The organism is Streptomyces sp. NPDC056580, assembly GCF_042793175.1.
Taxonomy (GTDB): domain Bacteria; phylum Actinomycetota; class Actinomycetes; order Streptomycetales; family Streptomycetaceae; genus Streptomyces.
This window is the reverse complement of record NZ_JBHTVE010000004.1, coordinates 155,937-166,862: the sequence shown is the minus strand read 5'-3', so window position 1 is coordinate 166,862 and position 10,926 is coordinate 155,937. Positions and strand designations below refer to the sequence as shown.

General features: G+C 72.2%; 9 protein-coding genes. 3 read left to right on the top strand and 6 right to left on the bottom strand.

All coding sequences use genetic code 11. The features are described 5' to 3' along the window. Positions 1-90: 90 nt before the first annotated feature. From ACFQ9Z_RS09645 to ACFQ9Z_RS09630, 4 genes are all read right to left on the bottom strand, one after another. The gene (locus tag ACFQ9Z_RS09645) at positions 91-927 is read right to left on the bottom strand and encodes a phospholipid scramblase-related protein (RefSeq protein WP_383013497.1); all 837 of its coding nucleotides are present in this window, start codon (positions 925-927) and stop codon (positions 91-93) included. A gap of 66 nt (positions 928-993) precedes the next feature. Further along, positions 994-3,042, bottom strand: coding sequence for a phosphocholine-specific phospholipase C (locus tag ACFQ9Z_RS09640; RefSeq protein WP_383013492.1), 2,049 nt, complete (start codon positions 3,040-3,042; stop codon positions 994-996). 328 nt (positions 3,043-3,370) lie between these two features. After that, positions 3,371-5,515, bottom strand: a complete 2,145-nt coding sequence (locus tag ACFQ9Z_RS09635; protein WP_383013489.1) for a discoidin domain-containing protein — start codon at positions 5,513-5,515, stop codon at positions 3,371-3,373. Between the two features lie 348 nt (positions 5,516-5,863). Next, positions 5,864-6,535: a hypothetical protein gene (locus ACFQ9Z_RS09630; RefSeq protein ID WP_383013486.1), complete on the bottom strand. Its 672-nt coding sequence runs from the start codon at positions 6,533-6,535 to the stop codon at positions 5,864-5,866. A 242-nt stretch (positions 6,536-6,777) separates the two neighbouring features. Here ACFQ9Z_RS09630 and ACFQ9Z_RS09625 point away from each other — a divergent pair, with 242 nt between their 5' ends. Continuing rightward, positions 6,778-7,428: a helix-turn-helix domain-containing protein gene (locus tag ACFQ9Z_RS09625; protein ID WP_383013483.1), complete on the top strand. Its 651-nt coding sequence runs from the start codon at positions 6,778-6,780 to the stop codon at positions 7,426-7,428. Between the two features lie 246 nt (positions 7,429-7,674). After that, the gene (locus tag ACFQ9Z_RS09620) at positions 7,675-7,902 is read left to right on the top strand and encodes a hypothetical protein (RefSeq protein ID WP_383013480.1); all 228 of its coding nucleotides are present in this window, start codon (positions 7,675-7,677) and stop codon (positions 7,900-7,902) included. 25 nt (positions 7,903-7,927) lie between these two features. Here the strand turns inward: ACFQ9Z_RS09620 and ACFQ9Z_RS09615 are convergent, their stop codons facing one another. Next, a complete protein-coding gene (locus tag ACFQ9Z_RS09615) occupies positions 7,928-8,608 on the bottom strand; it encodes a 4'-phosphopantetheinyl transferase (RefSeq protein WP_383013477.1) in 681 nt (226 codons plus the stop codon). Continuing rightward, complete coding sequence (locus ACFQ9Z_RS09610) at positions 8,556-9,461, bottom strand: metallophosphoesterase family protein (RefSeq protein ID WP_383013474.1); 906 nt, start codon at positions 9,459-9,461, stop codon at positions 8,556-8,558. Before ACFQ9Z_RS09610 ends, ACFQ9Z_RS09615 begins: the two co-directional genes overlap by 53 nt. Positions 9,462-9,726: 265 nt before the next feature. On the opposite strand from ACFQ9Z_RS09610, the gene ACFQ9Z_RS09605 reads away from it, so the two are divergent. Further along, positions 9,727-10,890, top strand: a complete 1,164-nt coding sequence (locus ACFQ9Z_RS09605; protein WP_383013470.1) for an ATP-grasp domain-containing protein — start codon at positions 9,727-9,729, stop codon at positions 10,888-10,890. The last annotated feature ends 36 nt before the right edge of the window (positions 10,891-10,926 follow it).

Sequence of the window (10,926 nt, the reverse complement as noted above, 5' to 3'; positions counted from 1 at the left end):
CCCCGTGATACCGTCCCCCGCCCGCGGCCCCCCCCCGGCGCCCGGCCCGCCGCCGGCCCCCCGCGCGGACCGTGGTCCGCGCGGGGCCGGTCAGCCCCAGCCCCGCGAGTCCTGCTTCAGCGCGGTGTCGACGGTCAGGGCCGTCGCCACGACGAGGCTCAGCAGCGGCTCGGGGAGCTGGTAGTGGATCTGCAGGACGTAGTTGTCCGCGGTCGTGAACAGCGTCTTGGCGAGGCCTTCCCAGGTCTTGGTGATCCGGGCGACCTCGTTGTCCGCGTGGTCGACGATGGCGAAGTTCCAGGCCCGCCAGTTCTCCGCCTTGATCGCTCCGACCTTCTGGCCGTTCGCGGTCATCGCGAAGTTGATCTTCCCGATCATGTTCTGCTGCACGATCTCACCGACCGGCGAGCCGTCCGGGCGCGTCACGATGACCCGGGACTTGAAGAACTTCGCGGGCCGGGTCAGCACGAGCTGCGGCCGGCCCTGGGGGTCGCGGATCTCCAGCTTGTGGGTCATGAACTGGTCGAGGCTGGAGACGAAGCGCAGGATCTTCTTCAGCGCGCTCTGCCCGACCTCGGTGACCGCGCCGATCTCCCGGCCGTTCTGGTCCATGACCTTGTACTCGTTGGTCAGCTCGATCAGCTTGGCCTTCTGGTTCACCACCAGGACCGGCTCGGTGAAGAGCGTGCCGCCGCCGGGACCGCCGGCCGCGACCCCCGCCTGCTTCTGGACCTGGCGCTGCACCTTGGCGTCGCCGCCCTGCTGCTGCGGGATGTGAGCGGCCTGCTGCGGCGGGACCTGACCGGCGCCCTGCTGCGCCGGGTTGGTGTGGTCGGTCCACTGGGCACCGTCCCAGTAGCGGAGCGTCCGGGCCGCCCCGTGCGGGTCGGGGTACCAGCCTGCAGGGGTGTTCGATTGCGTGGTCACCGGGGCACATTACCCTGCTGTGACCGGTACCTGACCAGTCTGTCCGGAGCGGCGTTCATCGTCCGTTCACTCCGTGATGATGGCCGGGTCGCTGACGCCGGGGAGCCCGTTCTCCACATGGCCGGCGAAGCCGCGCAGGAACGCCGGATCGGCGTCCGTGGTGACCGTGAGGTCGTACCAGCGCCGGCCGGCCGCGAGCCGGACGGTCCGCCGCACGGCCGCCCCGGGCCGCACCGTCACCGTGACCGGGGCGCCGCCGTAGCCGTCGACGAGCTTCAGCCGTGCCGTGCCGGAGCCGCGGTTGGTGAATACCAGTTCCACGTCGTCACCGGTGTGCCGGGCCGTCACCTCCGGACCGGCCGTGCCGTTGCGGCCCTTGAACAGGCGCCGGAAGCCGTTCGGGCCGTGCACGGCGAGGTCGTAGGAGCCGCCCGACCAGGCCGAGTTCCAGGTGTCGGAGAGCGTCTTGCCGGCCTCGGTGGTGTACGTCCAGGGGCCGTCGCCGCGGTTGCCCGAGGTGACCAGGAACGCGGCTCCCGCGTGCGCCCCGGAGGCGAAGGTGAGCGTGAACTTCCCCGCCGCCGTGTCCGCGGAACCGTCCACCGCCGGGGCGTACCTGAGCGGACGCGTGGGGCGGCTGCCGCGCTCCTGCCGGGGCAGCACGGGGCTGGCCGGCGGGTGCGGCACGTAGTCGGGGTGACGCTCGCGGTCCGGCGGCAGGTAACCGGCCGTGGACGGCAGCGCCACCGGTGCAGTGTCCTTGCGGGAGAAGTCGAAGGCCGAGGTCAGGTCGCCGCACACGGCACGGCGCCAGGGTGAGATGTTCGGCTCCCGGACGCCGAAGCGCGTCTCGATGAACCGGATGATCGAGGTGTGGTCGAACGTCTCGGAGCAGACGTAGCCGCCCTTGCTCCAGGGGGAGACGACCAGCATCGGCACCCGCTGGCCGAGCCCGTAGGGGCCCGCGGCGTGCCCGGCGTCGCCCTTGAACACGTCGGGCGCGGGGTCCACCGTCGACCGGCCCCGGTCTGCGGAGGCGGGCGGGAAGGGCGGGATCACGTGGTCGAAGAAGCCGTCGTTCTCGTCGTAGGTGATGAACAGCGCCGTCTTCGCCCACACCCGCGGATCGGCGGTCAGCGCGTCCAGCACCTGGGAGACGTACCACGCGCCGTAGTTGGCGGGCCAGTTGGGGTGCTCGGTGAACGCCTCGGGGGCGACGATCCAGGAGACCTGCGGCAGCTGCCCGGAGGTGACGTCGGCGCGCAGCCGGTCGAAGAAGCCCTCGCCCTTGCGCGCGTCGGTGCCGGTGCGGGCCTTGTCGTACAGCGGGTCGCCCGGTGCGGCGCTGCGGTACTGGTCGAAGTAGAGCAGCGAGTTGTCGCCGTAGTTGCCGCGGTAGGCGTCCTGGATCCAGCCCCAGCCGCCGGCCGCGTCCAGTCCGTCGCCGACGTCCTGGTATATCCGCCAGGAGACCCCGGCCCGCTCCAGGCGCTCGGGGTACGTCGTCCAGCCGTAGCCCGCCTCCTCGTTGCCGAGGACCGGGCCGCCGCCCTTGCCGTCGTTGCCGGTGTACCCGGTCCACATGTAGTAGCGGTTGGGGTCGGTGGAGCCGATGAAGGAGCAGTGGTAGGCGTCGCAGATGGTGAAGGCGTCGGCGAGCGCGTAGTGGAAGGGGATGTCGTCGCGTGTCAGGTACGCCATCGTCGTCGGGGACTTGGCGGGCACCCACGTGTCGTACTTGCCGCCGTTGAAGGCGGTGTGGCCGTCGTTCCAGCCGTGCGGGAGGTCCTGGAGGAAGGCGAGGCCCAGGTCGTCGGCGTCCGGGTGGAAGGGGAGGATGTCCTTCGCGCCGTCGGACTGCTGCCAGACGGACCTGCCGTTCTGGGTGACCGGGCGGGGGTCGCCGAAGCCCCGGACCCCCCTGAGCTTGCCGAAGTAGTGGTCGAACGAGCGGTTCTCCTGCATCAGGACGACGATGTGCTCGACGTCCTGGACCGAACCCGTGCGGTGGTGGGCGGGCAGTGCGGCCGCGCGCTGGATGCTGCCGCTCAGGGCGGTGAACGCCGTCGTGGCGCCCGCCAGTTGGAGGAAGCGCCGCCTGTTGACCTCGGACATGGGTGAGGGTCCTCTCATCCTGACGTACGTGCCGCCGTCTGGTGACGGGATCTGCGCGCAGCGAGTGTTCCAAGAGCAGCGAACGTCAGGGAAGTATCTGATGGCACCCATGTGAAACCCGGCGGTCCGCCCGGTGCCGCCGGCCGCGAGGGGCGGCCGGCGGCACCCGGAGAACCTCAAGGGCCCGCGAACCGGGCGCCTGTCACGCGGTGACGCTGTCCGGCTTCAGCGGCGGCAGGACCCCGGCGACCGTCCCGGCCGTCTCTCCTCGGCGGGGGTGGGCGCCGGAAACACCGTGCCGGAGGGGCCGCCGCGCGTTCGGCGCCGCTCAGCTCCCCAGGTACGCCTCCACCTCGCTGAACTGCCCGGCCGGCCAGCCGGTGTTGGCGCTGACGGAGAGCCGCAGGTAGCGCAGGTCGGTGCCGCTGGGCAGGGAGACGGTGGCCGTGTTGCCGGTGGCCGGGTCGAAGCGGTAGCCCTGCGCGCCGAGGACCGTCGAGTACGCCGAGCCGTCGGTGCTGCCGAGCACCGTGACGGTCTGGGTGCGGGCGCCCCAGGCGGTGGACGGGGGCAGCTTCAGCACCACCCGGCGCACCGCGTAGGAGGAGCCGAGGTCGACCGTCAGGGACTGCGGGAAGGCGTTGTTGGCCGACTCCCAGTACGTGCCGGCGTCGCCGTCGACCGCCTTGCCCGGCGTGTAGACGTCCTGCGAGCCCGTCGCGGTGGCCGGGCGGCCCTTGGCGAGGTTGCGGCCCGGGTCGGGAGCGGGGTTGCCCTGGCCGGGCTGCGGCCAGGTGGAGCAGTCCGACCAGGTGCCGGCCCAGCCGGAGTTGCCGCCGCCGTCGGTGAGCGTGAAGGCGCCGGAGTTCGCCGGGTAGGGGCAGTTGTAGACGCCCGCGGACCCCACCTGGGTGGCGGTGACGTTGCGGAAGGCGGCCGCGCCCGGGGCCTCGGCCTGGACCACGACCGTGCCGGTGTTGCGCACGGTGGCCCCGGTCACGTTGACGCCCCGCACCGGACGGCCCTGTCCGCCGCCGGAGACGAACTCGAAGGCGCTGTAGGGGCTGTCGGTGATGGTGGTGTCGGTGATGTTGACGGTCGCGTCGATCGCGCTGTCGTAGGAGTCGACCCGCAGCGCACCCATCGGATGGCCCCAGTTGGGGTTCAGCGCGCCGGTGCGCACCAGCGTGTTGCCGTCGACCGTGATGGTGCCGGACAGCGGGGAGAAGGGGTCGAGGAACTTCTGGTTGGAGATGGCGATGCCGCTGCCCAGGGCGTTGGTGTCGGAGATGAGGTTGTTGCGCACCGTGATGTCGGTGCCGCCGTAGACGGCGATGCCGTTGGCGAGGTTGGGCTGCGAGATGGTGTTGTTCTCGAAGCTGGAGTCGGTGTCCGGGGCGTACAGCGACCACATGGCGAGCGCGTCGTCGCCCTGGTTGCGCAGGAAGTTGTTGCGGACCCGGACGCCCTTGGCGGTGCCGTTGAGGTTGAGGCCGTCCGCGGTGGTGTCGAGGACGCGGTTGTTCTCCACCACCAGGTTGTCGTTGTTGCCGGTCAGCCAGAGCCCGACCTTGAGGTGCTGGAGCCACATACCGGAGACGGACGAGTCAGGACCGAGGGAGCCGTTGACGAAGTTGTCCGGGCTGGAGTCGACGCGCTCGGTGACCTCACCCAGGACCGCGAAGTCCTTGATGTGGACACCGCCCGACGAGCTGGTCTGGTCGATGAAGCGGGAGGTGTGCACGACGGAGTGCCAGCTGCCCGCGCCCTGCAGGGTGACGTTCTGCACCCCGCTGAGCGAGGAGGTGAGCCGGTAGTCGCCCGGCGGGATCCACACCACTCCGCCCCGGGCCGCCGCGATGGCGTCCCGGAAGGCCTGGGTGGAGTCGCCGCTCCCGCTGGGGTCGGCGCCCTTGGACACGACGGACACCGAGCCGGCGGGCTGGCCGGCGGCCGCCGCGACCTGCTCGAAGTCGGCCACGTCCACGGTGACCTGGGTGCCGGCGGCCTCGAAGGCGACGCGGTCGCCCGCCTGGACGTCCCGGCCCAGCGGCAGCCGGGCGTCGTCGTAGAAGTGGTGGGTCTTCGAGCCCGTGATCCAGCCGGTGTCGACGTAGGAGTACTTGGCGGTCACCGGGAGCGTCCGGGTCAGCTTGGTGCCGTTGACGTAGACGTTCAGCGAGCCGGACTGGCCGTCGGGGACGCTGTAGGAGACGTTCACCGCGTTGGCGGCGCGCGGCACGGTGAACTCCACGCGCTGTCCCGGTGCGAGCCGTACGGCCTGCCGGCCGGAGGCCTCCGAGGCGAGGGAGCCCTGGGTGAAGTCGGGGCCGATCCTCGTGCCGGTGGTGCTCGCCGACTCCGCCTCGACGGAGGTGAAGGGGAGTGTGGCGCCGGCTGCCGCGTGCGCGGCGGGCGCAAGGGCGACGAGCATGCCTGCGGCCAGGGCGACGACCGCCCCGATCGCTGGCATGCGCCTGACATGTGCGGACGGACTGCGGTGCATGTGCCGGTCCCTTCGTGGTGGGGGTCGGGGGACAGCAGGTACGTGCGCCTGCGGGGCGCCGCACACTCAAGCACCGACGACATTCGTCCACAAGATGTCGCGCAGAATCTGTAATTCTTTGACAGCGATGCGGATACAGGCAACGACAGCCATGAGCAGGCATGGGCGCGGTGCATTGACGCAACGGGTGTCGAAAGAAGAGCGCAAACCGCGCAAGCCGCTTGCGTGAACGGGACACGCGGCGCCGGAGGCACGTCGCTGCGAGGGAGTTCCCGGCCCGGTCCCGTCGGCGACCTGAACGCCGACGGAACCGGGTCAGTCCTGGGGGGCCGGAACGACCGTCAGATGCGCGCCGGTCCCACGCGTCCGGCGCTGACGGCGTCCGGCGCCGGCCGGGCGGCGGCTGTCGCGCAGCACCATCGTCAGACGGGTGCAGCCGATCTCCGCGAGGGTCCGGGGCGTCTCCTCGACGATCCGGCACTCGGTGGTGCCCCGGCGCGGGTCCGGGTGGTGCAGCAGGCGCACGGCGCCGTCGATCCGGGTCGCGGCCTCGCCGACGGCGCGGATCCAGTGCGGCAGCCCCTGCCGGTAGGCGGCCTCCATGAGCGGGTCCTGACCGAGGTCCCGGCGGATCGACTGGAGTTCGTGGTCGTGGCCCGAGTGGTCGAGCGCGTCCTTCAGATGGGCCAGCATCGGCAGGCACCAGCCCTGCTCGTGCTCGCCGAGGACGCCTGCGGCGTCGGGGTGGAACAGCACGAAGCGCAGGAAGTTGTCCCCGGGCATGGCGGTCGGATGGGGGCGCACACCGCGGAAGAGCGTGCCGTAGGCGCCGTTGGCCAGCATCACGTTCCAGCGGTGGTCGACGACCAGGGACGGGAAGGGGACGGCCTCCACCAGCACGGCGTAGTCCTGGAGGTACGCCGGTACCTCGCAGCCCTCGGGGACGGGCCGCGGCGCCGGCCACTGTCCTCCTGCCTGATGTGCCATCGGGAGGTCACCCCTCTTGCCTCTGCCGACCTTCGTGCGGCGATGCGATCCTGCTGCCCGGACGAGAGCCGTGTCAACTATCGTGGCATTCCATGCCCGTTGACGGCTGAAATTCGCCACAGTTGTGGCGAGACCTGGATGCGGGTTCGAAGCACCCGCTACTCTCCGGGAAGTTCACGGAATCCGCTCGTGAGAAGCACGGAACGCACCTGAGGCCCTCGAGAGACGTAGGAGTTCTGTCGGTGACGGATGGCTACGAGGATCCGGGCGCCACCGAGACCGCACAGCTTTCGGCCGTCGCCGCCCGCGTCACCGCGCTCGCCGACCGGCTCGGCGTGCCGCACACCGAGGTCTTCGACGTGGGGCGGCTCTCCGTCGCCTGCGGTGTCCCGGAGCCGGTGGTCAAGGCCCTGCTCAGCGGCCGCCCGGCGGGCGAACCGGACGTGCAGGCCCGCTTCCTGCAGCGTCTGGACCTGCTGCGCCGCACCCGGCTGAAGCCCAACGGCCGCAAGTACACCCAGCAGGAGATCGCGGACGGCGCGGGCATGTCACGCCAGCAGGCGGGCGCGCTGATCAACGGCGACCGGCGGCCGACCATGGAGCACTGCGACGCGCTGCAGCGGTTCTTCCGGGTGCACGCCGGCTTCCTCACCGCGGAGGACGCCGAGGCGCTGGCGGGCGCCCTGCAGCGCACCGAGCAGGAGCTGCTGCAGAAGCTCGCCGACCAGGAGCGGGCCGAGGCGGCGCAGGACCCGCTGGAGCGGCTGCTGGAGGACCACGGGGTCCGCGGGATCGCCTGGCGGGCCGCGCAACTGCCCACCGACCAGCACCGGGACAAGGTCGCCGAGTGGCTCGACATGCTCCTGGAGAGCGTCCAGCGGCCCGAGTCGTAGACCGTCCGGCAACATCCGCGCGCACGCGGACGGCCCGGCGGTCGCACCGGCCGGTCAGCGGCCCGCTCCGAACGCCGGGACGCCGTGTCCGCCAAGGGGTTCGGCGTCCGCTGAGCGGGCGAACCCGGGCCTGCCCGCACCGCGTTGTCAGTGGTGGACGGCAAGCTGGAGTCGTGCGCCGTGCGAAGCGGCGCACGGCGCCGCAGCGCGCGTGATCCGTGACGCCGAACCGGGGAGAGCCGACCGATGACCACCGCCGTACTGACCGACCGTGAGCGCACCGCCGTCCAGGCCTATCTGCGGCTGCTGCACACCGTGCGCGCGGCCTTCGACGGGCCGCCGGAGGCGCCCAGGCCCGTCCTGGTCCCGCCCGCCGTGCTGGCCGAGGCGGACGGGGCGCTGGCGCGGGCCGGGCTCGCGGGCAATGAGGAGGCGTTCTTCGGGCTGCTGTCCCAGTGGGCCCCGCGGGAGTGAGACCGGTCCCGGGTGGCCGTGCCGCTCAGTGGTGCGGGACGGCCACCGCCGACAGCACCAGTCCGTCCCGGATGAGCCAGCTCCCCAGGAAGGCGCTCACGCGCACACCGCCGACCAGCGGGCCGGGGACGAGCAGCCGGGCGTGGAAGCGGCCGCGCGTGTCCTGGCCGGGTGCGGCGGTGAGTTCGATGTCGGCCTCGGAGAAGTCCAGCCAGGCGCGGGTGAGGGGGAACCACGCCTTGTAGACCGACTCCTTGGCGCTGAACAGCAGCCGGTCGAAGTGGACCGCGGGCCGGGCGGCGGACAGCGCGCGGTGCCGGTCCTGCTCGGCGGGGAGGGCGATGGTGCCGAAGACGCCGTCCGGCAGCGGCGCGTGCGGTTCGGCGTCGATGCCGAGGGAGGCGAGGTCGGCGGCGCGCACGAGCGCGGCGGCGCGGTAGCCGTCGCAGTGCGTCATGCTGCCGGCGAGCCCGTCCGGCCACACCGGGGCGCCGCGCTCGCCGGTCAGGACGGGCTGCGGCGGCACGCCGAGCTTCTCCATGGCCCGCCGGGCGCAGACCCGTGCCGCCGTGAACTCCCGGCGGCGCTTGCTCACCGCGCGAGCGACGAGCAACCGCTCCTGCGGGTACAGGTGGGCCTCGTCGGTGTCCTGGTCACCGCGCGACTCCACGGCCACCACCGACTCCGGGAGCAGCTCCTCGATCACCGGGTCCGACCTCCATCGGCAGTACGCGGCGCGGCTGCCCCGGTGGTACCGGGCGCTTGCGCCATTCGCGGGGGTATCCGACGGACACCTCTTCGAAGCGGACTCCCTCGTGCCAGGTGGTCCGCGGGATGTGCAGATGGCCGTAGACCATGGTCTCGACCCGGAACCGGTGGTGCCAGTCGGCGGTGAGGGTGGTGCCGCACCACATGGCGAACTCGGGGTACCACAGGACGTCGGTCGGGTGCCGGTCGAGCGGATAGTGACCGGCCAGGACGGTGGGCAGGTCCGCGGGCAGCTCGGCGAGCCTTCGCTCGGTCTCGGCGACGCGGGCGCGGCACCAGTCCTCACGGGTCGGATAGGGGTCGGGGTGCAGCAGGTACTCGTCGTTGCAGACGATGCCGGTGCTGTGCGCGTAGGCCAGGCCGTCCGTCTTGGTGGCGCAGCCGTCCGGCAGGAAGGAGTAGTCGTACAGCAGGAACAGCGGGGCGACGGCGACCGGGCCGCCGGGGCCCCGCCAGACCGGGTACGGGTCCTCGGGCGTGAGCACGCCCAGTTCCCGGCACAGGGCGACGAGGTGCTCGTAGCGGGCGACGCCGCGCAGGGCGACGGGGTCCTTCGGGTGGGTCCACAGCTCGTGGTTGCCGGGCGCCCACAGGACCTTGGCGAAGCGGTCGGCGAGCGTTTCGAGCGCCCAGCGGATGTCCTCGACCGTCTCGGCCACGTCGCCGGCCACGATCAGCCAGTCGTCGTCCGTCCCGGGGCGCATCCGCTCCACGAGCGCGCGGTTCTCCGGATAGGAGATGTGCAGGTCGCTGATGGCCAGCAGCTGTCCGGCCCCGGCCGTCGACTCCACCCGTGCCCCTTCCGATCATGCCGTGGGCACCACCTGAACACATCCACGGGGCCGGGGCAAGCAGATCTTCGGCCAGCCCCCGACCGCCGGAGACGGTGGAATCCGTGACCTGCGCGTTGCACGCGCAGGCGTTTGAAAGCCGTATGATCGCCGCAACATCGACGCCCCTACCCCCCCTTTCGCAGGGCCGTTTGGTGTCCCTTCCTCTCTCCTGCCCGGGCACGGGCCGCTGCGCCCTGCCCGAAAACCCCGAAAGGCGGCCTGCATGCCCTCTCGCGTACGCGTCTGGCTCAACCGCACGTACGCGGAGAACGTCTTCTTCATGGATCAGCTCCGGAGGAATCCCAGCGACCGGGCGGTCGAGATCCACGCCACGCACGGTGACCCCGACTCCCCCGTGCTGGCCGCGGCGGACACCGCCGAGCCGGAGCCGGAGGGCCTGTCGCCGGCCGCGTACGCGGAGTACGCCCTCGACCAGTGCGTCCGGCGGGGCATCGACGTGTTCGTGCCCCGGCTGCACCAGGCGGCGATCGTGGCGCACCGGGCGGAGTTCCGGGCGGCCGGCACGGCGCTGCTGGCGCCGACGCCCGAGGCGGTGGCCGTGTTCGAGGACAAGGCGACCGCGTACGAGGCGGCGCGCTCGGTCGGCGTCGCGGTGCCGCCGTGGTGGCGGGTGCGCACGGCGGACGAACTCGTGGCCGCCGTCGAGGAGCTGGAGGCGGCCGGGGAGCAGGCCTGCTTCAAACCGGCGGCCGGTGCGGGCGGGACCGGCTTCCGGATGATCACGCGCGCGCCCTTCTCGCTGACGCATCTCAGCGGGTTCCCCGGGCCGCACGTCCAGCTCGACCTGGTGGTCGAGGCGCTGCGGCGGGCCGAGGAGCCGGTGGACTGGCTGGTGATGCCGCGGCTGGAGCAGCCGGAGGTGTCGGTGGACTGCCTGACCGGGCCGGACAACCGGGTCCGGCTGGCGGTGGGCCGCACCAAGAACGGCCGCCGCCGTGGCTTCACGCTGCGCGAGCGGTGGCTGGCGCCGGCCCGGCTGCTCGCCGAGGGCTTCGGGCTGCACTACCTGTCCAACATCCAGTTCCGTATGCACGGCGACCGGCCGGTGCTGCTGGACGTCAACACCCGGCCCGCCGGAGGGCTGCACCAGCTCTCCCTCTGCGGGGTCAACGCCCCCTGGGCGGCTGTGCAGTTGGCGCTGGGCGAGGACCCGGGCACGATCGAGCCGCCGTTCCTGGGACAGGACTACACGGTGGTGGCGGGGCCGCGGACGCTGCGGCCGGTGTCGCTGCCCCAGCAGCGGACCGCGCAGAGCGCGACCGCGCTGCCCGCCGTACCGGCGCCCGCAGACGGAGCGGCCAGGGAGGCCGGCGCCCCCGCCACCGGAGCCGCCGCCCCCGAAGCCACCGCCACCGCTCCGGCGTGACCCCCTGACCGGCAAACCGGTCTGGACCAATCTCGG

Coding starts and splice junctions, on each gene's coding strand:
- ACFQ9Z_RS09620 (WP_383013480.1), top strand. CDS start 7,675: ATGACCACCGCCGTACTGACCGACCGTGAGCGCACCGCCGTCCAGGCC.
- ACFQ9Z_RS09630 (WP_383013486.1), bottom strand. CDS start 6,535: ATGGCACATCAGGCAGGAGGACAGTGGCCGGCGCCGCGGCCCGTCCCC.
- ACFQ9Z_RS09605 (WP_383013470.1), top strand. CDS start 9,727: ATGCCCTCTCGCGTACGCGTCTGGCTCAACCGCACGTACGCGGAGAAC.
- ACFQ9Z_RS09640 (WP_383013492.1), bottom strand. CDS start 3,042: ATGTCCGAGGTCAACAGGCGGCGCTTCCTCCAACTGGCGGGCGCCACG.
- ACFQ9Z_RS09635 (WP_383013489.1), bottom strand. CDS start 5,515: ATGCCAGCGATCGGGGCGGTCGTCGCCCTGGCCGCAGGCATGCTCGTC.